Source organism: Mangrovimonas cancribranchiae (assembly GCF_037126245.1).
GTDB classification, from domain to species: domain Bacteria; phylum Bacteroidota; class Bacteroidia; order Flavobacteriales; family Flavobacteriaceae; genus Mangrovimonas; species Mangrovimonas cancribranchiae.
Map to the genome: position 1 here is coordinate 2,298,359 of NZ_CP136925.1, position 23,157 is coordinate 2,321,515.

At 33.3% G+C, this 23,157-nt stretch carries 23 protein-coding genes; 11 read left to right on the top strand and 12 right to left on the bottom strand.

Features of this window, described 5'->3' with window-relative positions:
• The first annotated feature begins 232 nt into the window (after positions 1–232).
• Positions 233–952 carry an NrtR DNA-binding winged helix domain-containing protein gene (locus R3L15_RS10585; protein WP_338731607.1) on the top strand — a complete coding sequence of 240 codons (720 nt, stop codon included), beginning with the start codon at positions 233–235 and terminating at the stop codon, positions 950–952.
• Here R3L15_RS10585 and R3L15_RS10590 read toward each other — a convergent pair.
• Both R3L15_RS10590 and xrtF read right to left on the bottom strand, forming a co-directional pair.
• On the bottom strand, positions 936–1,382 hold the full coding sequence (locus R3L15_RS10590) for an exosortase F system-associated membrane protein (protein ID WP_338731609.1): 447 nt from the start codon (positions 1,380–1,382) through the stop codon (positions 936–938). The genes R3L15_RS10585 and R3L15_RS10590 overlap by 17 nt on opposite strands.
• On the bottom strand, positions 1,366–1,923 hold the full coding sequence (xrtF, locus tag R3L15_RS10595; RefSeq protein ID WP_338731611.1) for an exosortase family protein XrtF: 558 nt from the start codon (positions 1,921–1,923) through the stop codon (positions 1,366–1,368). Before xrtF ends, R3L15_RS10590 begins: the two co-directional genes overlap by 17 nt.
• Before the next feature lie 87 nt (positions 1,924–2,010).
• Between xrtF and R3L15_RS10600 the strand changes: the two genes are divergently transcribed.
• The 7 genes from R3L15_RS10600 to rodA all read left to right on the top strand — a co-directional run bounded on the left by R3L15_RS10600 (position 2,011) and on the right by rodA (position 9,666).
• Complete coding sequence (locus tag R3L15_RS10600; protein WP_338731613.1) at positions 2,011–2,466, top strand: GAF domain-containing protein; 456 nt, start codon at positions 2,011–2,013, stop codon at positions 2,464–2,466.
• 113 nt (positions 2,467–2,579) lie between these two features.
• Positions 2,580–4,112, top strand: a complete 1,533-nt coding sequence (gene purH, locus R3L15_RS10605; protein ID WP_338731614.1) for a bifunctional phosphoribosylaminoimidazolecarboxamide formyltransferase/IMP cyclohydrolase — start codon at positions 2,580–2,582, stop codon at positions 4,110–4,112.
• Positions 4,113–4,167: 55 nt separating this feature from the next.
• Positions 4,168–5,196 carry a rod shape-determining protein gene (locus R3L15_RS10610; RefSeq protein WP_338731615.1) on the top strand — a complete coding sequence of 343 codons (1,029 nt, stop codon included), beginning with the start codon at positions 4,168–4,170 and terminating at the stop codon, positions 5,194–5,196.
• A gap of 9 nt (positions 5,197–5,205) precedes the next feature.
• Positions 5,206–6,036, top strand: a complete 831-nt coding sequence (gene mreC / locus R3L15_RS10615; RefSeq protein WP_338731616.1) for a rod shape-determining protein MreC — start codon at positions 5,206–5,208, stop codon at positions 6,034–6,036.
• Positions 6,029–6,532 carry a rod shape-determining protein MreD gene (locus tag R3L15_RS10620; protein ID WP_338731617.1) on the top strand — a complete coding sequence of 168 codons (504 nt, stop codon included), beginning with the start codon at positions 6,029–6,031 and terminating at the stop codon, positions 6,530–6,532. The genes mreC and R3L15_RS10620 overlap by 8 nt, the downstream gene beginning before the upstream one ends.
• A complete protein-coding gene (gene mrdA / locus R3L15_RS10625; RefSeq protein WP_338731618.1) occupies positions 6,533–8,389 on the top strand; it encodes a penicillin-binding protein 2 in 1,857 nt (618 codons plus the stop codon).
• Positions 8,389–9,666, top strand: coding sequence for a rod shape-determining protein RodA (gene rodA / locus R3L15_RS10630; protein ID WP_338731619.1), 1,278 nt, complete (start codon positions 8,389–8,391; stop codon positions 9,664–9,666). Before mrdA ends, rodA begins: the two co-directional genes overlap by 1 nt.
• Here the strand turns inward: rodA and gldC are convergent, their stop codons facing one another.
• Positions 9,667–10,002 (bottom strand): gliding motility protein GldC, encoded by a 336-nt coding sequence (gene gldC / locus R3L15_RS10635; protein ID WP_338731620.1) that lies wholly within the window; start codon positions 10,000–10,002, stop codon positions 9,667–9,669. It lies immediately after the preceding gene.
• Positions 10,002–10,967 (bottom strand): gliding motility lipoprotein GldB, encoded by a 966-nt coding sequence (gene gldB / locus R3L15_RS10640; protein ID WP_338731621.1) that lies wholly within the window; start codon positions 10,965–10,967, stop codon positions 10,002–10,004. Before gldB ends, gldC begins: the two co-directional genes overlap by 1 nt.
• A gap of 93 nt (positions 10,968–11,060) precedes the next feature.
• Between gldB and nadE the strand changes: the two genes are divergently transcribed.
• Positions 11,061–11,849: an NAD(+) synthase gene (gene nadE, locus R3L15_RS10645; RefSeq protein WP_338731622.1), complete on the top strand. Its 789-nt coding sequence runs from the start codon at positions 11,061–11,063 to the stop codon at positions 11,847–11,849.
• 92 nt (positions 11,850–11,941) lie between these two features.
• The gene (locus tag R3L15_RS10650) at positions 11,942–12,571 is read left to right on the top strand and encodes a response regulator transcription factor (RefSeq protein ID WP_338731623.1); all 630 of its coding nucleotides are present in this window, start codon (positions 11,942–11,944) and stop codon (positions 12,569–12,571) included.
• Here the strand turns inward: R3L15_RS10650 and dnaG are convergent.
• The 5 genes from dnaG to R3L15_RS10675 all read right to left on the bottom strand — a co-directional run bounded on the left by dnaG (position 12,568) and on the right by R3L15_RS10675 (position 18,192).
• Positions 12,568–14,532 carry a DNA primase gene (dnaG, locus tag R3L15_RS10655; protein WP_338731624.1) on the bottom strand — a complete coding sequence of 655 codons (1,965 nt, stop codon included), beginning with the start codon at positions 14,530–14,532 and terminating at the stop codon, positions 12,568–12,570. The two genes, R3L15_RS10650 and dnaG, sit on opposite strands and share 4 nt — an antisense overlap.
• Positions 14,533–14,638: 106 nt before the next feature.
• On the bottom strand, positions 14,639–15,736 hold the full coding sequence (locus tag R3L15_RS10660) for a hypothetical protein (protein WP_338731626.1): 1,098 nt from the start codon (positions 15,734–15,736) through the stop codon (positions 14,639–14,641).
• Positions 15,737–15,766: 30 nt separating this feature from the next.
• On the bottom strand, positions 15,767–16,543 hold the full coding sequence (locus R3L15_RS10665; protein ID WP_338731628.1) for a hypothetical protein: 777 nt from the start codon (positions 16,541–16,543) through the stop codon (positions 15,767–15,769).
• Entirely contained in the window at positions 16,530–17,093 is a 564-nt protein-coding gene (locus R3L15_RS10670) for an RNA polymerase sigma factor (protein ID WP_338731630.1), read from the bottom strand. Before R3L15_RS10670 ends, R3L15_RS10665 begins: the two co-directional genes overlap by 14 nt.
• Positions 17,094–17,214: 121 nt before the next feature.
• The gene (locus R3L15_RS10675) at positions 17,215–18,192 is read right to left on the bottom strand and encodes a polyprenyl synthetase family protein (protein ID WP_338731631.1); all 978 of its coding nucleotides are present in this window, start codon (positions 18,190–18,192) and stop codon (positions 17,215–17,217) included.
• Between the two features lie 155 nt (positions 18,193–18,347).
• Here R3L15_RS10675 and R3L15_RS10680 point away from each other — a divergent pair, with 155 nt between their 5' ends.
• Positions 18,348–19,598, top strand: a complete 1,251-nt coding sequence (locus R3L15_RS10680; RefSeq protein WP_338731632.1) for a T9SS-dependent choice-of-anchor J family protein — start codon at positions 18,348–18,350, stop codon at positions 19,596–19,598.
• Positions 19,599–19,653: 55 nt separating this feature from the next.
• On the opposite strand, the gene rlmN is transcribed toward R3L15_RS10680, so the two are convergent.
• The 3 genes from rlmN to R3L15_RS10695 form a co-directional block, all read right to left on the bottom strand.
• The gene (rlmN, locus tag R3L15_RS10685; protein WP_338731634.1) at positions 19,654–20,694 is read right to left on the bottom strand and encodes a 23S rRNA (adenine(2503)-C(2))-methyltransferase RlmN; all 1,041 of its coding nucleotides are present in this window, start codon (positions 20,692–20,694) and stop codon (positions 19,654–19,656) included.
• 89 nt (positions 20,695–20,783) lie between these two features.
• Entirely contained in the window at positions 20,784–21,833 is a 1,050-nt protein-coding gene (gene queA / locus R3L15_RS10690; RefSeq protein WP_125467946.1) for a tRNA preQ1(34) S-adenosylmethionine ribosyltransferase-isomerase QueA, read from the bottom strand.
• 73 nt (positions 21,834–21,906) lie between these two features.
• The gene (locus R3L15_RS10695) at positions 21,907–23,136 is read right to left on the bottom strand and encodes a 3-phosphoshikimate 1-carboxyvinyltransferase (protein WP_338731635.1); all 1,230 of its coding nucleotides are present in this window, start codon (positions 23,134–23,136) and stop codon (positions 21,907–21,909) included.
• Positions 23,137–23,157 lie beyond the last annotated feature (21 nt).

The following is a 23,157-nucleotide window of genomic DNA, read 5'->3' on the forward strand; positions in this document are numbered from 1 at the left end:
TTTATATTTAACAAAAAATTAAAGTTATTTTTTGCTTTTGTTAATAAAAACAACTGATAAATGAGGAATTATCAACATTTTGTTAAATGTGCTGATTTTCAAATTACCACATTTTTTTGTTTATAACTAAGATTTTGGCTTACTTTGCGCTTTCAAAAGTTTATTTTAAATCCTACTTAAACATTCAATAGCTAGATTTTAATTTATAGCTCTTCTTGTTTTCAAAATGATTATGGTAAAAAAATTTATAGACGAAGAGTCGGGTAAAGTAATTGAAAGATCGGTAATGAATTCTATCACCATAGACTGTGTTATTTTTGGGTTTGACAAAGGAAGCTTAAAAGTATTACTAGTCAAGCATGCTGATGGTATTAGCAAAGGCGAATGGGCACTTCCCGGCGGATGGATTAGAGAAGAGGAAAGTATAGACAATGCTGCCAATAGATTACTTAAAGAGCTTACTGGATTAGATAATATTTATCTTGAACAGCTTAAAGCCTTTGGAGAGCCCGATCGATTCCCTTTAGGGCGTGTTATTACTATAGGTTATTACGCTTTAGTCAAAATAGAGGATTACAATATTAAAGCTGGTTTTACAGCTTCAGAGGCTAAATGGTATAAAATTAATGATATTCCTGAACTAATTTATGACCATAACATCATCTTAAACTTTAGCCTTAAACATTTAAGAAACAGAGTCAAACAAGCACCAATTGGCTTTAATTTACTCCCTGAAAAATTCACATTATTACAACTCATGCAACTTTACGAAGAAATTTTAGGGGTTGAAATGGATAAATCTAATTTTAGAAGAAAAATCCTTCGCATGAAACTTCTTCAAGACTTAAATGAAAAACAAAAAGATGTCTCACATAGGGCTGCTAAGTTATATAGATTTGATTACGATATCTATAAAAAGCTAACTCAAAAAGGGTTTAATTTCGAGTTTTAATTTTTCCCTTCCTTTTATTATAATAAAACGCTGGCACTAAAAGCAGTAATAATATAGGCTGTATTAAAAATCGCCTAACATTAAAAAACAAAAAATAACCTTCCTGCTTAGGATTCAATATAAAATACAAGAAAAGTAAGATTAAAATAACATAAGAGATGGTGTAAATTAATAGCGAAAATTTCACCATTTCTTTATCTAGAAAAATTACAAACAAAATACCTAATGATATTAGGGTATTAAGCACATAACGCAATGTCGTAAATACTACTAAATTAAACGCTTCGTATTTGGGAGCGTCTAGATACAGATAATCGTTTTTAAAAAACTGCAAGTATGGATCGTAGAACAATTGTTGCTCGAAAACACGTATTAGAATCAAAGAGCCAATTAAAATAACTAAACCTAAAAGCCTATACTTTTTTTGCATGCTCACTAACTTTTGAAAATCTATTCACCCAAACAATCCATAGCAAGAAAACCATACCATAAATTATAGCTGGAAAAACAACACCATGCAAAACTTTTTCATATTCGGGAAAATGGTAAAATCCAATAGCCAAAATAGCTATCCTAAAAAGGTTAACTACATAAATTAACACACCGCCAACCAAACCAAAAATAATAGTTGTTTTTAATTTACCTGAAAAAGCAATTATAAAGGATAAAAAAAGAATGATTACACTCACAGCATTACAACCTTCTATCACTCTAGCCACATATTTATCGTTAAGAAATAACTTTATCGATGCCTCATTAGGATGCGGAAAAACTGTGGCATTATAGCCAAAATCGTTTAGCAAAATAGCACTCTGGTCTGCAACAAGCTTAGTAATATAATCTGGGTAATACACTTCACCTGTAGACATTTGCAAATAAAACTTATAGCCAAAAATTAAAACCACATAAACAATTAAGAAGGTTAAAATAAACCTTATTACCAATCCATATGTTCTAAAAAGTTGCTTCAAATCAATTTCTTTTAACGATGTTAAAGTTATATAAAATCAATTTTGAAACAGTTTCTTTTAAATACTTTTGACAAAAATTTCTTAACAATGCCATTTAACAAGTTAAAACCTCAAATTTCTCAAATAATTTCTAACGATAAGAAAACCACTGACGAAAAATTATTAGGAATTTGTCAACTTTTAGAGCTTAATGTAAATCACTACAACTGGGTGGGGTTTTACTTTAAAAACGGTGATAAAAATGAATTAAAACTTGGCCCTTATGTAGGCGCCCCAACAGATCACACCATTATCCCTTTTGGCAAAGGTATTTGTGGGCAAGTAGCCGTTAGCAACGAAAATTTTGTAGTTCCAGATGTTTCTGCACAAGACAACTATATCGCTTGTAGCATAACCGTTAAAGCCGAAATCGTAATTCCTATTTTTGTTAATGGTGAAAATATTGGCCAAATAGACATAGACTCGAATACACCAGATCCTTTCACAAAAGAAGATGAAGAATTTTTAGAGTTTATTTGTCAAGAAGTTGCCCGCATTTTATAATTATCAACACCTTTATTTTTTCGTTAAAAAAACACCCACTTTTTCAATAAAATCAGGGCTTATTTTCGGTTTGAAATAGTTACTTTTGCAACTTATTTCACAACATAACTAAAATGAGTACCACAAAAACCATTAAATCGGCATTAATTTCCGTATTTTCAAAAGACGGATTAGAACCTATTGTTAAACAACTTAACGAACAAGGCGTAACCATTTACTCTACAGGAGGAACAGAAAAATTTATTAAAGATCTAGGTATCGATGTTATTCCTGTTGAAGATGTTACTTCTTATCCATCTATTCTTGGCGGACGTGTTAAAACATTACACCCTAAAGTATTTGGCGGCATATTAAACAGGCAAGATAATGATAGTGATATTGCTGAATTAACAGATTTTGAAATCCCACAAATCGATTTGGTCATTGTAGACCTTTATCCTTTTGAAAAGACAGTTGCTTCTGGCGCATCTCATCAGGATATTATTGAAAAAATTGATATCGGTGGCATATCTTTAATTAGAGCTGCCGCTAAAAACTACGCCGATGTAGTTTGCGTTTCATCTGTAGAAGATTACAGTGAATTTTTAGACTTACTAAAAGCTAAAAATGGCGAAACTTCTCAAGAAGACAGAAAACGTTTTGCTACAAAAGCCTTTAACGTATCTTCACATTACGATTCTGCTATTTTTAACTTCTTCAACACAGATCAAAATATTGAATCGTTTAAAATAAGTGAAACCAAAGGAAAAACTTTACGTTATGGTGAAAACCCACATCAAAAAGGTTTTTTCTATGGCGATTTCGATGCTATGTTTACTAAGCTACATGGTAAGGAGCTTAGCTACAACAACCTTTTAGATGTAGATGCCGCAGTAACATTAATGAACGAATTTAAAGGTGAAGCGCCAACGTTTGCTATTTTAAAACACAATAACGCTTGCGGTTTAGCACAACGCGACACCATACATCAAGCATATGTAGATGCGCTAGCTGGAGATCCTGTATCTGCTTTTGGCGGTATATTAATAAGTAATACTGAAATTGATAAAGCAACAGCCGAAGAAATTCACAATTTATTCTGTGAGGTTGTTATTGCTCCAAGTTTTTCAAACGATGCTCTAGACATTTTAAAAGGTAAAAAGAACCGTATTTTACTTATTCTAAAAGACATTGAGCTACCAAAAACTACGATAAGAAGTTGTTTAAACGGTGTTTTAGTTCAAGACAGAGATAATAAAACCGATGCCCTTGAAGATTTAACTGAAGTTACCAACAATAAACCAACCAAAAACGAGTTAGAAGATTTAATTTTTGCTTCAAAAATTTGCAAGCATACCAAATCTAATACTATTGTACTGGCAAAAAACAAACAATTATGTGCTAGCGGTACGGGACAAACAAGCCGTGTTGACGCTTTAAATCAAGCTATTCACAAAGCTGGCTCTTTTAAATTCGACCTTAATGGCGCTGTTATGGCAAGCGATGCATTCTTCCCATTCCCAGATTGTGTAGAAATTGCAGACAATGCTGGTATTACAGCTGTAATTCAGCCAGGTGGCTCTATTAAAGATCAACTTAGTATAGATTATTGTAACACGAATAATGTTGCTATGGTATTTACAGGAACGCGTCATTTTAAGCATTAATTTTATTACATTTACAAGATTTGATTTTTAAACCTCAAAAACTACGTTAAAACGAATGGGATTTTTTGACTTCCTAACTGAAGAAATTGCTATAGATCTTGGTACAGCAAATACACTTATTATTCATAACGATAAAGTTGTTGTTGACAGTCCATCTATAGTAGCTCGTGATCGTATTTCTGGAAAAATTATTGCAGCTGGTAAAGAAGCTAGCATGATGCAGGGAAAAACGCACGAAAACATCAAAACTATACGACCTCTTAAAGATGGCGTAATTGCCGATTTTGATGCTTCAGAGCAAATGATAAGCATGTTTATTAAAAATATCCCTGCTCTAAAAAAGAAGTTGTTTAATCCAGCTTTACGTATGGTTATTTGTATTCCTTCAGGAATTACAGAGGTTGAAATGCGCGCTGTAAAAGAAAGTGCAGAACGCGTTAATGGCAAAGAAGTTTACCTTATACACGAACCTATGGCAGCTGCCATAGGTATTGGTGTTGATATTATGCAACCCAAAGGAAATATGATTGTTGATATAGGTGGTGGTACAACAGAAATTGCTGTCATTGCTTTAGGAGGTATTGTTTGTGACAAATCGGTTAAAATTGCAGGTGATGTATTTACCAACGATATTATTTATTACATGCGCACCCAACACAACCTTTATGTTGGAGAACGTACTGCCGAAAAAATAAAAATACAAATTGGTGCTGCTACCGAAGACCTTGAATTACCTCCAGAAGACATGAGTGTACAAGGTAGAGACTTACTTACTGGAAAACCAAAACAGGTACAAATTTCGTATAGAGAAATAGCAAAGGCTTTAGATAAGTCCATTTTACGAATTGAAGACGCTGTAATGGAAACCTTATCGCAAACACCACCAGAATTAGCAGCCGATATTTATAATACTGGTATTTACTTAGCTGGCGGTGGGTCTATGTTACGTGGGTTAGACAAACGTTTATCTCAAAAAACAGATTTACCAGTTTATATTGCAGAAGATCCGTTAAGAGCTGTAGTTCGTGGTACTGGAATAACTTTAAAAAACATAACTAAATACAAAAGCGTCTTGATAAAATAGCCATAACATATGCAACAAATCATTAACTTTTTAATAAGAAACAAAACCTTTTTGTTGTATATATTGTTGCTTTCTATATCGCTTGTTTTTACTATTCAATCGCATTCTTATCATAAAAGTCGGTTTATAAATTCTGCTAACTTTTTAACTGGTGGTATTTATAATTCGACTAACAATATTTCTGAGTATTTTAATTTAAAAACACAAAATACCATTCTTCAAGAGGAGAACAATAGTTTAAGAATGCTTATTCATAACGGTGAAAAACAAAACGATTCTATTCAAATAACCTATATAGACAGTACAAGTTTTGGCATTGCTTACAAATTTACACCTGCTTTAGTGTTAAAAAATAGTTACTCGGCAACAGATAATATTTTATTACTAAATAAAGGGCATAGAGATAGCATACAACAAGACTTTGGGGTTATTACACCTAAAGGTGTTTTAGGCATTGTAGACCAAACAAGTAAAAAGTTTTCTACTGTAATTTCTATATTAAACACCAATAGCAGAATAAGCGCTAAACTAAAACAAACCAATCATTTTGGATCGTTAATTTGGGATAGTAAATCGCCACACATTATTCAGTTAAAAGAAATCCCTAAAATAGCTCCTGTAAAACAGGGTGACACTATTACAACCTCAGGGCTTTCGGCTATTTTCCCTAAAGGAATTCCAATTGGTACTGTGACAGATTTTTCTTTAGATAATGCCGAGAATTATTATACTATAAACGTAAAACTGTTTAATGACATGACCAATATTGAACATGTTTATATTATAGAGAATGAAGACAAAGATGAAATTAACAACCTGTTAAATCCAGCAGATGAGTAATTTAATTTCTGGCCATACATTACGTTTTATCTTACTTGTGCTTCTTCAAGCATTAATCTTAAATCATATTAATTTTTTAGGATATATAAACCCCTATCTTTATATTCTTTTTGTGGCCTTATATCCTATTAAAAATAATCGCTCTATATTTTTATTTTTAAGTTTCTTATTAGGGCTTTTTGTCGATATTTTTTCCGACTCTGGCGGTATTCATGCTGCAGCAGCTTTAACAGCAGCTTACACAAGACCTATTATTTTAAAATTTTCATTCGGAGCTGCTTACGAACACCAAACTATTAGATTTAATACTATTGAGTTTGGGGCTCTGCTAGTCTATTTAATCACCCTAACGCTAGTCCATCATTTGGTTATGTTTTCTTTAGAAGTTTTTAACATAAAGAACATACTTTTAATACTTAAAAAAACGTTATTCTCTAGTATTTTCACTATAATACTAACCGTATTAACAATCATAATTTTTAGCAGAAAGCGTTAAATGAGACAATTATTACTATTCGCTTCTATTATTATTGTAGGAATCGTTTTTATTGGCAGACTTTTCTACTTACAAATCTACAATTCAGACAACTATAATTTGTTTGAAGATCCTGCCATACGAAAAGTTTACGATTATCCTAAACGTGGCTTTGTTTTTGACCGAAATGGGAAATTACTAGTTGCTAATCAGCCATCTTACGATGTTATGGTTATTCCTAGAGAAGTAAAACCTTTAGATACCGTTGAGTTTTGCTCGCTACTAAAAATAGACAAAGCTCAATTTATAAAAACCTATAATAAAGCTTATCATTATTCCCCAAGACTACCATCTGTGTTTGTGTCACACCTCTCAAAAGAAGATTATGCCGTTTTACAAGAAAAAATGCGTAAATACGAGGGGTTTTACATTCAAAAACGGTCGTTAAGAGATTATCAAACATCTATTGGCGCCAATGTTTTAGGGTTTATTGCCGAAGTTAATCAAGGGCAAATACAAAAAAACCCTTATTACAAAATGGGTGATTTAATAGGAAAACAAGGCGTTGAACTCTCTTACGAAGAAGAATTGCGTGGCGTTAAAGGCGTTAAATTTATCCAAAAAGACAGATTTAATAGAGATTTAGGACCTTATAAAGACGGTAAATTTGACACCATTCCTGCACCCGGAAAAGATATCACTATAACAATAGACTCCAAACTGCAAGCTTACGGCGAAAAGCTTATGGTAAACAAAAGAGGCGGAATTGTTGCCATAGAACCTAAAACAGGAGAGATTTTAGCTTTAGTTTCTGCACCTTCATACAACCCTAATCTATTAGTAGGGAGAAAACGATCGAAAAATTACACGAAACTCTATAACGATTCAATTCATCTTCCACTTATAGACAAAGGTTTATTAAGAGTTCACGAACCTGGCTCACCATTTAAAGCTCTAGTTGCCCTTGCAGCATTACAAGAAGATGTTATTACACCTAAGTTTTCAGTAACCTGCAGAGGCGCTTATCATTATGGTGGAAGACGCCCAATGGGCTGCCATTGTGGTGGTGGACGACGAGATTTAACAAAGGGAATTGCCAAATCTTGCAACTCCTATTTCGCAACTATCTTTAGGAAATCGATCGATAAGTACAGTAATGCCAGTAAAGGTATGGATGCATGGAGTAAACATATTAAAAGTTTTGGTTTAGGACAATACTTAGGCACAGATTTACCTATTGGAAAAAAAGGAAACATTCCAGATGGTGCTTATTACGACAACTGGTATCCAGATTTTCGTTGGGGAGCAACAACAATCATATCAAATTCTATTGGACAAGGTGAAATTTTAACAACACCTATTCACATGGCTAACTTTACAGCCGCTATTGCTAACCGAGGTTACTACTACACACCCCATATTATAAAAGGAATAGAAGGCGAAAAAATAAACAAAGATTTTGTTACTAAGCATGAAACAACCGTAGCACCTAAACATTTCGATCCCATTATTGAAGGCTTATACGATGTTTACGAAAACGGAACTGCTAGATTTTTAAGAATCCCAGGTATAGAGATTTGTGGAAAAACAGGTACTGCCGAAAATTTTATAAAAATTGATGGCGAACGCATGCAATTACAAGACCACTCTATTTTTGTAGCTTTTGCTCCTAAAGACAATCCTAAAATTGCCCTCGCAGTATTAGTTGAAAATGGACATTATGGGTCTATTTATGCAGGAAGAATAGCTAGCTTAATGATTGAACAATACTTAAAAGGAGAGATTACAAGAACCGATATGGAAACCTGGCTACTAAACAATAGCTTAGAAGACGAATATATAAAACCTTATTCTGGACAACCCTTTAGCATAAACTAATGTATAGAGAAACTAATAGATATTTTAAATTTGATTGGATTACCATTATCCTTTTTCTACTATTAGTAGGTTATGGCTGGCTTAATATTTTATCGGCTTCACATGTTGGAGAAACGGTTAACTATCTAGATTTTTCTCAGCCATATGGTAAACAACTCATGTTTATTTTTCTAACCTTTATCCTTATTGTGCTTGTTTTAGCTATAGATGCCAAGTTTTACGAGCGGTTTTCAAGTGTTATCTATATTATAGCAATGCTCTCTTTAATAGGACTTTTTTTCTTTGGAAAAAATGTTAATGGGGCTACTTCATGGTATGGTATAGGTGGCATGACCATACAACCAAGTGAATTTGCTAAAACCGCAACAGCCTTGGCTGTAGCCAAATACATTAGCGACCTTAACACCGATATAAAAACATTTAAAGATCAAATAAGAATATTTACCATAATTGCTATTCCCGCACTTTTAATTTTATTACAAAACGATGCAGGAAGTACTATAGTCTACGCCTCATTTTTTTTCGTTTTATATAGAGAAGGTTTACCCAAAATATACCTCACCATTGGCGTTTTACTTATACTCATTGCTATATCTGCCCTAAAATTTGGCACTCTAGCCACAATATTAGGAACGTCAGCAATTATTTTAACTTATCATTTTACAAGAAGAAGAAAACCCGCTTTCTACAAAACATTATTTACTATTGTGGCATGTAGTGTATTAGCTTTTGGTGTGAAGTTTTTTTACAATAATATCCTTCAACCACACCAACAAAATAGAATTACGCTTTGGCTACGCTTAGAAAAAGATCCAGCCAAACTTGAACTTATGAAAAAACGTGAGGCATACAACCTTATACAATCTGAGCAAGCCATTAGCTCTGGTGGTTGGACAGGAAAAGGGTTTTTAGAAGGCACAAGAACCACTGGAAAGTTTGTTCCAGAACAACATACCGACTATATATTTAGTACTGTTGGCGAAGAATGGGGCTTTGTAGGAAGCGTGTTTGTTATTATACTTTTTGTATTACTTTTATTAAGAATACTTCATCTAGCCGAACTTCAAAAATCGCAATTCAGTAGAATTTATGGATACAGTGTTGCCGCAATTATGTTTACCCATTTTATGATAAACATAGGTATGGTAATGGGATTAATTCCTACTATTGGTATTCCCTTACCATTTTTTAGCTATGGTGGTTCTGGACTTTGGGGCTTTACAATTTTACTATTTATTTTTATAAAGCTAGATTCTAATAGAATTAACGAATGGTAATTACTTTTTTGTGATTTCTAATTTCTCGGCAAAGTAATCGCAAAAATCCATCATTGTAGCACTCATTTTTTCGTCTTGGGTAGCGCGTTTAAAGGTATTGCTCATAGCTACTAAGGTTTGGTGAAAAAACACTTTCATCTCATCTACAGGCATATCTTTTGTCCATAAATCTATACGTAAAGATTCTTGCTTTTCGCTATCCCAAACCGATAGCATCATCGCTTTGGCTTCTTCATTTTTTATCCCGCCATCTTGCGCATTCCAAGTTAGCTTTTCAGGTACACGATTCTCGTCTAATTCTACGTTTAATTCTATGGTTGACTTTATATTTGCCATTATCGTTTTGGTTTAAATTTAGAGTTATTAAAAATATCTTCTGTTGACTTTAAAAGCATTTGTTTTAAAGAAACATCGTTGTTTTTCATATAGGCTTTTACTATTTGCCAGCCCATATATTTTCCTATTTCTCCAGGTGACTCACTATCTATTTCTTCTAAATAAAATTTAGAAAATGGTGCAGGATTAATAAATCTACTAGGAAGTTTGGAATCTGTACTAAACAACAATTCTCTTTCTAAAAAATAGCGCCAAATCTGGCTTTCATTCCTTTCTGCCCATAGGTAGTCATCTTCAGCATAGCCTATAATGTGATGCTTTTCTTTTTTTGGTAGCATGTTCTCTGCAAAATAGAGTTGTTTCCCAAAGTAAATCATCTCATCTAAAAGTGTTTTCTTTTGCTCTTGATAAATATAGTTTTCTGAGTACTTCTTAGCTAAATCAATACTCATTTGCGATTTATCAAAATTCGTTCTTAGATACTTTTGTATACCTTGATAAAACTTATGGTCTTCACCTAAATAGGTATCTAAAGAAATTAATACGATAGTATCTGTTACGATTACTTTATTTCGGTAATCTACATTCGATGTTGTAGTAACTACTCTAGGTACTTTAAATGCATTTGGAAAATAGAATTTTAAATGCTGGAATAAGCTTTCTATATCTTGACGTTCTTGTTTTAAATCGGGAAATGTTTTTTTGGTTTCTTCAAGAAGTTCTTGCTGCAAAGTGTCTCTCATCCTATCTACCCAAAAAGCATCTTTATATTGACGAGGAAACATAAACGGATAAGCCGACTTAAGTTTAGGCAAATCTTTGGGTGTGGCTTCTTTAAAAGCAAGATCAAATCGTTCTATAGTAAAATCGACATCTATACCTGCTATTTGTTTTTCAATACCGCTATCTTTATTACAGGAAAAGCATATAATCAAAACGATAAAAAGCAACACAGATTTTTTCATACAAACTTCGTTCAAGTTAATTTTCATTAATACAACGATTACGTTATTTTTGTGTGACAAAGGTACTAATTCTTTGTTTTAAATTTAGTCATCATGCAAACAGAAAAAGTAGTTAATCATATTGTAAATTGGTTAAAAGATTATGCTAATAACGCTAAAATTAATGGTTTTGTTATAGGGGTTTCTGGCGGAATAGACTCTGCAGTTACCTCAACCTTGTGTGCCAAAACAGGATTAGATGTTTTAGTTTTAGAAATGCCTATCCACCAAGCCCAATCGCAAGTTAATCGCGCTATTAATCATGTTAATTGGCTACAGTCTAACCACACAAATGTTTTGATGACTCAAGTTAACTTAACCCCTGTTTTTGACAGTCTTGTCCAGGCACTACCTTCGGTAAAAAATGAAGAAGACAGGTTTATGTCTTTAGCCAATACAAGAGCACGTTTACGAATGACCACACTCTATTATTTTGCAGCATTAAACAACTACCTAGTCGCTGGAACAGGAAATAAAGTGGAAGATTTTGGCGTAGGATTTTACACTAAATATGGCGATGGTGGGGTAGATTTAAGCCCGATAGCAGATTTACTTAAAACAGAAGTGTATGAGATTGCTAAATACTTAGGCATAAACCAAGAAATTATTGACGCCCAGCCAACCGATGGTCTTTGGGGAGATGACAGGACAGACGAAGACCAAATAGGCGCTTCTTATCCGGAATTAGAATGGGCAATGGCTATGGTAGAAAAAGGAAAGTCTGAAGCTGATTTTTCTGGAAGAGAATTAGAAGTTTTTAAAATTTATAAAAGATATAATAGCAATAATAAACATAAAATGGTCCCAATACCTGTTTGCGAAATTCCAGAAAGTTTAAAGTAGGCAACTTTTTTCGTAAAAAATTCATTATCTTTACTTTAGCACTTGTTTTACAGTGCTTTATTTTGCCTCACAACCATTTTAAATTTTTTATTATGATTAAACTATTGGTTGCAGATAGTCATCCCATTATTCGTAAAGGGATTGAATTAATTTTTGTGGCATCACAAAACATAAGAGTTGTTGGTGGTGTTAGCAATGGCGAGGCTATTTTCGATTTTTTAAGACATCATCAAGCCGATGTTATTCTTTGTGAAGTGGATTTACCAAAACTTAATGGCATTACTGCCCTTAGACGACTCTCAAAAGAATACCCAGACATTAATGTGTTAATATTTACCGCTCAACCCGAGGAAATTTACGCATTGAATACTATAAAAGCTGGCGCTTCTGGTTACCTGTCTAAAATGGCCAATATTATAACACTTAAAGAAGCCATTACTAAAGTAAGTCAAGGCGAAACCTATTTAAGTCCCAACTTAACAGAGCAATTATCGTATAGACGAAAAATAAACAGGCGCTCAGGATCTTACTACAAAAAACTATCCACTAGAGAAATTGAGGTGTTAAAATTATTATCGGTAGGTAAGAAAAATAAAGAAATTGCACAAGAGTTAGAGATAAACGAAAAAACCGTTAGCACCTACAAATCGCGTTTAATGAAAAAGTTAGACGTGAACAATATTGTTGATTTGGTTAATCGTGCAAAATTAATGAATGTTTAAAGCGGCTTATCTAGTTTTCTGGATAATAAATTATCTAATTTCTTATAGTTCATAACATCTTCCAAAATAGTAGGATGTTGTTCTTGAATATTGTTTTTCACCTCTTCACTTAACTCATCAATTTTTCTAGAAATTAAATAACTTCTTAAGTTTAAAATTGTTTGATTCACTAATTGTGCTACAGTATCGGTCTTCTCCTTAGGGAAAATATTTTGTATTTGCCAATTGGAAAGTTCATACCGTTCATCTTCCATAAGAATAGTCGTTATTTCAGAAGCGACGTCTGGCGAAACATCATTTACTAAATTCTCTACAGCGTACTCAGGGTTCTGATTTAGTTTATCAATTATATTGTAGTAAAGTGTTTTAAAATGATCGTTTGTAAACTCCATTTCATCCTCTTGTAAATCTAAATATATTTTCTGAAACACTTTGGCTTCCATTTCTTCAGACTCTAGTACAAGCTCATTCTCTTCGTTTTCTTTTAACAATAAATCATCGAAAGTTTCGGTACGATTACCATAAAGCAATAAAATTTGGATGATTTTTCGTTCCAATTCATATTGAACATCAACCGTTTTTCTTTGAGGTTCGTTTTTTACAACCTCGAAAGCTTTTTGTTGTTGCTCTTTTTTATATTGCTTATTAGCATTGCTAATTTCTTTTTGGGTTAATTGCTGAAGCGTGCTAAACAAAACCGTTTCGCTAATGTCCATTATTTTAGAACATTCTCTTAAATAAATTTCTTGCTTAATCCGGTCTGGTATTTTAGAAATGCTATTTACAATGTCTTTAATAGTCTCGGCACGTTTAACGGGATCGTCTTTAGCTTCGTTTACTAATATAGACGCTTTATAGCGTATAAAATCTGTAGCGTGATTTTCTAAATATGTGGCTAACTCTTCTAAGGTGTTTTCTCTAGCAAAACTATCGGGATCTTCACCTTCAGGAAAACTACACACTTTTACATTCATACCTTGCTCGAGGATTAAATCGATACCACGAAGCGACGCGCGTATTCCGGCTGCATCACCATCAAACAAAACCGTTATGTTGTTAGTCAATCTGTTAATTAACCTTATTTGTTCTGGTGTTAAGGCTGTCCCAGATGATGACACCACATTGTGTATTCCTGTTTGATAAAACTGAATAACATCGGTATAACCTTCAACTAAAAAGCAATTATCCTCTTTTGCTATAGCTTGTTTAGCATTGTAAATACCATAAAGCACTTTACTTTTATGATAAATATCGCTTTCTGGAGAGTTTAGGTATTTAGCCGCTTTTTTATCGTTTGTTAAAATACGTCCGCCAAAACCTAAAACACGTCCACTCATACTTTTTATAGGGAACATAACGCGCCCTTTAAACCTATCGAAGTGCTTGTCTCCTTTAACAATGGTAAGTCCTGTTTTTTCAAGGAACTCCATTTTATAGCCTTTTTTTAAGGCTTCGTCTGAAAACGCTTGCCATTCATCAAGCGAATAGCCTAAATCGAACTTTTCAATTGTTTCTGGGGTAAAACCACGTTCTTTAAAATAGCTTAAACCAATGGCTTTACCTTGATTGGTTTTATGTAATGTTTTCTGAAAATAGGTGTTTGCAAAATCGCTTACCAGATACAAACTCTCACGCTCATTAGCTTTTTCTTTTTGCTCGTTAGTTTGCTGGGTTTCTTCAATTTCAATGCTATACTTTTTAGCTAAGTATTTTATGGCTTCTGGATAGGTAAAATGCTCGTGTTCCATTAAAAAAGCGACGGCATTACCCCCTTTTCCGGTGCTAAAATCTTTCCAGATTTGCTTTACAGGCGATACCATAAAACTTGGTGTGCGTTCGTCGCTAAACGGACTTAATCCTTTAAAGTTACTTCCCGCCTTTTTTAACTGCACAAAATCGCCAATAACCTCCTCTACACGAGCGGTTTCAAAAACTTTATCTATGGTGAATTTTGATATCAAAATATGTATGCGATTAAGAGTGTAAAAATATAAAGATAAAAACAATATATGTAAAAAGGCTTCATTAAAAAATGAAGCCTTGAACAAGGTTGTTTTCACAAGGAAACTAATCCAAATCAAATCTTAATCCTAATGAAATATTATTTTGGTCGATGGCTTGGTCTTTAAATATAGGATTCAAATCGTACTTTGCATAAATTCCTACATTACCAAATCCAGCATAAGCACTCAACCCATATACGATATTGTTTGTATTATAGCTTTTGTATTTATCTTTTTCGCGATTACCGTCTAATTTATACTTCACCTTTTGTAGCGAGCCAATATTAAATCCAGCATAGCCACCTATACCAAATTTAAATTTATGATAGGTTGAATACCTAAAATAATCTTCTTTTTCAATTTTCTTTGAAGGTCCAAACTCAAAATGTACTGGGAATACTAAATTGGTTGTTCTAAATTTCGACTTTCTAACTTGATGAGGAAACTCCTGTAAAGTAATTATGCCTTCATCGTTTTCATATAGATATTTATCGTCTTTTATATCTAATTTATTCCACTGAAAAGACATGCCGTATTTCACCCTTAAAGCATTGGTGTTTTTAAACACACGTGTTTTCCAAGCCCAACCTAATTCTACAAATCCGGAACCTCCTAATTTATAAGGAGAGTCGTTTAAAGATTCACCTTCTATTATGGCATTATTAAAACCGATAGCAAACACTAAATCGCTTGTGGTTCGCCTGTCGTATTTTCTAGGTTTTAACTTATAATCTTCTTCTTCGCCAAAATAAACAACGCCTCTATCGTACGCATCAGAATCTTCATTTTTTCCAATTTTAAAAACATATTTTAAGGATTCTTCATCATTAAAATCGATTTCTTCATTGCGTTCTAACAAGGCTATTTTATTTTCTATAATAGCTATTCTATTTTCTATGTTTAAAGCACGTTTTTCGGCAGCTTGCTGTTTTAAAGCATCGGACTTTTCTTGAGTAATTTCACCATTTTCAAGACGTTTATTAATAGCTTCTACTTCTTGTTTTAGCAAGGCTTTCTCCTCTGATGTTACCTGTTTTATGGACTCCTGTAAATACTCGATTTTATAGTCAACTTTTTGAGATTGCAGGGTGTCTTGTGCCTTTACAAATGTAAAACTTAAGCATAAGATGAGCGGCACGATTAATTTTGTAATAGTGTTCATAACTGTTCGTTTTTTAATTGATGATTGTTTTTAATGGTTACGTTGGGCAACTGCAGTTTTTACCGTTTCGTAACTAGATAATAATGCTTCAAAAACCTTATCTCTAAAGGAGTGATCTATGTCTTCTTCAACGTCTTGAAGTAATGCCATAGCATCTACAGTTTTTGTTGCTTGATTATATATTCTATGATCTCGTATGTCGTTTTGTGCTTTTTTAAGAAGCGAATCTATCTCGGCATCGGTAACCGATGATTGATTTGCTTTCATTTTTTTAATACTAGCCACAACTTCTTTAATTTTTTTGTCTTCAAAAGTTTCTTCTACTTTGCTTTCCTGAACTTTTGAAATAGTTACTAAATCATCTTGATTCGTATTTACCTGTGATAATGTTTCGTGTTGTGTTTTTGTTTTATTAGCATTAGAGTTAGACACAACATGACTTTTATTCTCAGGAACTTTAATGTGTTCTCTTGATGCGGAGTTTTCTATTAATTTTTCACTCTCTACAGTTTTTTCTACCGTATTAGTTTCAATAGTATTTTCCAATGATTTTGGCGCTTGATTTACTATTTTAGTATCTGTTTCAATACTTTCTGATTGGTTTGTAACTTTAAAAAATAAGGTTGATAGTAAAAGTATCCCAATAAAACAGGCGGCAACGCCTATAATCCAATACCATTTTTTATTTGAACGTTTTTCAGCGGTATCAAGTTTGCCTTCTAGCTTATTCCAAGCCGATTGAGAGGGGGAAATATGTCTACCTTCTAAACGTTCTTTTATCTGCTCTTCAAACTTAAGTGGTGCCATTTTCAATCTTATTTTGCTTAATAATTTGTTGCTGTAGCATTTGTCGTGCTTTAAACAACTGCGATTTTGAAGTTCCTTCGGTTATTTGTAACATTTTAGCAATCTCACTATGTTTATACCCTTCTATAGCATAGAGTACAAATACCATTTTATAACCTTCTGGAAGCTGGTCTATAAGTTGTTGAATTTGCGCCACATTCATATTAGATGTTATATTATCTGAACATGTGTTGGGTAAAGACATCTCTTCCATAGAAAACTCGACATGCTTTTGCTTTCTTAAAAATGAAATCGCTTCTCTAACCATAATGCGTCTTATCCAACCTTCAAAACTTCCTGCCGCTTTATAACTTTTTAAGTTGGTAAACACCTTTAAAAATCCATTTAACATCACTTCTTCTGCTTTATGGACATCTTTTATGTAATACCTACAAACACTCAACATTTTGGGCGCATGCAAATCAAACAACGTTTGTTGTGCATTACGCTTGTTTTTTAAAGCCCTTTTTATAAGGTTTTCTTCGTTATTGTATAGTTGAATGACTTTCAAAAAGTTAATTTAAAGTTGACTTCTATTTATAAAGACGCAAAATATTAGCCAATGGTTGCCTGAATTAAAAAAAAATCAAAAACAAAAATTCAAAATACTGAATTACAGCAATATAAAATAGCTATTTTTTTCTATCAATAACATAATTCACCATAAGTTCTAGCGAATCTTTAAACTCTGAAGGTGGGTATTTTTCTAAAATACTTAAGGCTTCTCTTTGAAATTTTTCCATAACAGAAATAGCATACTCCAAACCGTTATTAGCCTTAACAAAAGCAATAACTTCTTTTACACGTTTCTTATCCTTATTATGGTTTTTAATGGAGTTTATAAGCCATTTTTTCTCTTTAGGCGAGCAATTATTAAGAACATAAATTAAAGGCAGTGTCATTTTTTGTTCTTTAATATCTATCCCTGTTGGTTTGCCTATTTTTTCTTCTCCATAATCAAACAAATCATCTTTTATTTGAAAAGCCATTCCTATAAGTTCACCAAACTTACGCATGGTTTCTACTTCTGGCGAATTAGGCTTTACAGAAGCGGCTCCTAAACTGCAACATGCGGCAATTAGTGTCGCTGTTTTTTGACGAATAATTTCATAATAAACAGCTTCGGTAATATCTAATTTTCTAGCCTTTTCTATTTGAAGTAACTCGCCTTCGCTCATTTCGCGAACAGCAACCGAAATAATTTTAAGTAAATCGAAATCGTTATTATCTATAGAAAGCAACAAGCCTTTTGAAAGCAGATAATCACCAACTAATACCGCAATTTTATTTTTCCAAAGGGCATTTATTGAGAAAAAACCACGACGCCTATTACTATCATCTACTACATCGTCATGTACTAAGGTAGCTGTATGTATCAATTCTATAACCGAAGCACCGCGATATGTTCTTTCGCTCACCTCACCATTATTCATCATTTTAGCAACCAAAAATACAAACATAGGACGCATTTGTTTGCCTTTACGGTTCACAATATAATGCGTAATCCTATTAAGCAGCGCCACTTTTGAAGACATAGACAGTTGGAACTTTTGTTCGAAAAGTTCCATTTCAAAAGCAATGGGTTGTTTTATTTGTTCAACGACTTTCAAAAAGAGAAATGTAAAATCCTCACAAAACTAGGAAAAAACAGCTTTATATACTATTTAATGGAGCATTTTGAAAAATTTAACATAAAGAAACTAAATATCTTTTTAAAAAAAATTACTTTTAGGTTTAAGCTATTAACTATTTTATTAAATTTTTTATGAAAAAAACTACTTTATTTTACACTATTTTTACTCTATTTAGCTTTTTCAGTATTAAAGCTCAGAATGATTGCGCCTCTGCCGCTAGCATTAGCGAAGGTGTTACTTCTGTCCCTGCTATTGATGGTACTGTTCAAACTACTATATGCGATGGTGGAGATACTCCAACACTTGCAGAGTGGTATTCTTTTAACGCTCCTTCATCTGGAGTTATTACAATTACAACTGAATTGGCAGTAAATACTGGAGACGACACCAACCTTTCTGTTTATACAGGGACTTGTGGTTCGCTTACCTGCTTAGTAAGTAATGATGATATTGACTTAATGGGAGGAAACTATTTATCTGAAGTCAGCTTTGTTGCTGAAAGCGGCACCACTTACTACATTGTTTTTGATGACCGTTGGTCAGCCACTGGTTTTGACTTTGAACTTACACTAACCTCGGTTACTTGCCCTACATATCCAGTAGCACCACCTTACACGGCAGATTTTAACCAACAATACGAAGTTATTACTTGTTGGGAGACAATTGATGCTGATGGAGATGGACTTGGTTGGGGACAAGTTGATTATGATTTAGATGATGATGGAAACCCTGATGGAAATCCGTGTTTAGTTAGTGCCTCTTGGAACTCTGGTACTGGTGCATTAACACCTGATAACTGGATTATCTCTGGTGGTATAGATTTAACTGGGTATTCGCCTACTGACGATATAGAACTAACTTGGAAAGCAAGAGGAATTGATGCTTCTTATGCTGATGAAAACTACACTCTTTATGTGGCGTCTGGCAATCAAACCTCAGACTTTACTGCTAGTGCAGTTAGTTTCAATGAAATTATTGGTCAAAATGGCGGTGCTGGCAACACATTTGTAGACAGATCGTTAGATATCAGTTCTCTTGCAGGACAAATTGTGTACTTTGCTTTTAGACACCATGATGTGTTTGATGAATTTGTATTAAACATAGATGACGTTTCTGTGACAGCTTCATTAAGTATTGAAGAGAATCAAATTAGTTCTTTCAAACATTTTTACAACTCTGAGACTAAAACATTAAAATTAAGTTCATCTAGTGTTCCTTTTAATAATATAACAATTTTTAATATGCTAGGGCAAACTGTTTTAGGTAAGCCATTATCTAAAACTGAAGAATTAATTAATATGTCTAACCAAAGTGATGGTGTATACTTCGCTAAGGTTAACTTAGGTGAAAAAACAAAAACGTTAAAGTTTATTAAGCAATAACTAATAATTCTAATTAGTTAAAAAAAAGAGCCACTTAATTAAGTGGCTCTTTTTTTTAACTCTTATTTGCTAATTGTCCGCAGGCGGCATCAATGTCTTTACCACGAGAACGCCTTACCGTTACGGTTATATTATTTCTTTCTAATGTATTTATATACATTTGAAGCGCTTCTTCATTAGCTTGTTGAAAATCGCCATCATCTATAGGGTTGTATTCTATTAAATTGACTTTGCTTGGTGCAAATTTGCAAAACTGTACTAAGGCATCAACATCTTTTTGTTTATCGTTAATACCTTTCCAAACCACGTATTCGTAAGTTATTCTATTTTTAGTTTTAGCATACCAATATTCTAAAGCTTCTCTTAAGTCCTTTAATGGAAATGTAGCATTAAATGGCATGATAGACGTACGAACCTCATCTATAGCAGAGTGTAAGGATACTGCTAATTTGAATTTCACCTCTTCATCGGCCATCTTTTTAATCATTTTAGGCACCCCCGAAGTTGACACCGTAATTCGTTTGGGCGACATTCCTAATCCTTCAGGAGAGGTAATTTTATCAATAGCTTTTAATACATTATTGTAATTCATTAAAGGTTCGCCCATACCCATAAAAACAATATTACTTAACGGACGATCGAAATATAAACGACTTTCGTTGTCTATGGCTTTAACCTGATCGAAGATTTCATCTGGGTTCAGGTTTCGCATACGTTTAAGTCTAGCTGTTGCACAGAACTTACAATCTAAGCTACATCCCACTTGCGACGACACACAGGCTGTTGTTCTTGTTGATGTTGGAATTAAAACCGATTCAACAATTAATCCATCGTGAAGTTTAACTGCATTTTTTATCGTACCATCGTTACTACGTTGTAATTGATCGACCTTTATATGATTGATAACAAAGTTATCATCTAACATTGTTCTGGTTTGTTTTGAGATATTAGTCATATCATCAAAACTATGTGCGCCTTTGCTCCACAACCATTCGTACACTTGATTGCCACGAAACGCTTGGTCGCCTTCTCCTATAAAAAAATCACGCAATTGCTCTTTACTTAAGGCTCGTATGTCTTTCTTTTTTGTCTTCATATAAATCTGTTGCAAAAGTACTATTTACAAATGGCATAAAAAAAACCTTGTCGGTTAAACAAGGTTTTATATTGTTGGTTATAAAACTTTTATAGAATTAACATCGCATCGCCATAGGTGTAGAAACGATATTTTTCTTTTACGGCTTCTTCGTAAGCTTCCATAATAAAATCGTGCCCTGCAAATGCAGAAGCCATCATCAATAATGTAGATTTTGGTGTATGAAAGTTTGTTACCATACAATTAGCTATACTAAAATCGTAAGGTGGGAAAATAAATTTATTAGACCACCCTTGGAATTCGTTTAAAGTACCGCTTGAAGATACCGAACTTTCAACAGCTCTCATTACCGTGGTTCCTACAGCACATATTTTTCGCTTTTCAGCTATTCCTTGATTAATTGTATTAACAGCTAATTTATCGATAGTGATTTCTTCGCTATCCATTTTATGCTTGGAAAGATCTTCTACCTCTACTGGATTGAAGGTTCCTAAACCAACATGCAATGTAATTTCGGCAAAATTAATGCCTTTAATTTCTAATCGTTTTAATAAATGTTTAGAAAAGTGAAGTCCAGCCGTTGGTGCTGCTACAGCTCCTTCGTTTTTTGCAAAAATAGTTTGGTATCTATCTTCATCTTCAGGTTCTACTTCTCTTTTTATGTATTTTGGAAGTGGTGTTTCTCCTAATTCGTTTAGTTTTTTTCTAAAGTCTGTATAAGAGCCATCGTATAAGAAACGTAACGTTCTTCCTCTTGATGTTGTATTATCGATAACTTCGGCAACTAACGACTCGTCTTCACCAAAATAAAGTTTATTACCAATTCTAATTTTTCTTGCTGGATCTACTAAAACATCCCATAATCGTTGTTCTTCGTTAAGCTCTCTTAATAAGAACACCTCTATTCTTGCACCTGTTTTTTCTTTATTACCAAAAAGTCTAGCCGGAAATACTTTTGTATTATTAAGTATCATGACATCGTCTTCATTGAAGTAATCTACAAGATCTTTAAAAAGCTTGTGTTCTATGGTTTTCTTTTCTCGGTTTAAAACCATTAAACGGGCTTCGTCTCTGTGCTCTGATGGATACTCTGCCAACAACTCCTTAGGAAGTTCAAAATTAAAATTGGATAATTTCATTTGCTTGTTTTATATTTTCAAAGGTGCAAATATACAATCTGAAAGTATGGGTTGTCAAGTATTTAACCGATTATTATTGAGATATCTTAAATCCGAGTGTTTTTAAATCATCCCAAAATGCTTTGTAAGACTTTGTAACCACATAGGCATTTTTAATTAAAATGTCTGTTTTTAGCGCTAATGGCGCAAAGGCCATAGCCATTCTATGGTCGTTATATGTGTTAATCTCTATGTTTCTTAATAGTTTATTTGAAGCGTGTAATTTTAATGAATTATCTGTAATATCAATTTGTCCTCCTAATTTTTCAATTTCTGTTTTTAGGGCTTGTAATCTATCAGTCTCTTTAATTCTAAGTGTATGCAACCCTACTAAATTACACGAAATACCTAACCCTAGACAGGTTACTGCTATGGTTTGCGCAATATCTGGGCAGTTTACTAAATTAAGTTCGACACCTTTTTCTAGAGTAACTTCTGATGTTTTTTCTAAAGTTATCGTATTCTTTTTAAAACTAGTTTGCACGCCAAATTGTTGGTATATGGTTTCTAGTTCAGAATCACCTTGTAGACTGTTCTTTTTGTAAGACGACAAGGCTATTTTACTACCAATAGGAGACATAGCTACTATGCTATAAAAATAAGATGCTGATGACCAATCGGACTCTACAATAATTTCAATCTCTTTATCCAAAACAGGCTTTGGGCTAACCGTAATTACATTATCCTTAAATGTTGTATTAACACCTATTTGCTCTAATAGCGACAAGGTCATTTTTATATATGGTACAGATGTTATTGCTCCTTTTAGTGTTAGCTCTAACCCATTTTTTAATTTAGGAGCAACTAACAATAATGCCGAAATATACTGGCTACTTACATGAGCATTAAGGGTTACTTTGTCTTTTACAAGTTCCTTTCCTAAAATTTTTAATGGTGGGCAACCATCGTTCTCCATATAGGTAATATCAGCTCCAAGATTTTTTAACGCATCAACTAGTATTTTTATGGGACGCTCTTTCATTCTTTCGGAGCCTGTTAAGACTACTTCTTTTTTTGGTTGGGTAGAAAAATAGGCTGTTAGAAAGCGCATAGCTGTTCCTGCATGATGAATATCTACAACATCAAAATGTCCTGACAGGCCTTTTTGCATGACATGAGAATCGTCTGAATCGGAAAGATTACTTATACTTATTTTTGGGTACTGAGCTTGTAACAGCAATAATCTATTGGATTCACTTTTAGAGCCGGAAACTGTTATATGACTCTCTTTCTTTATCTGTGATTGGTGAAGTTTTAAATGCATAATAGACCTCTTCTAAAATGG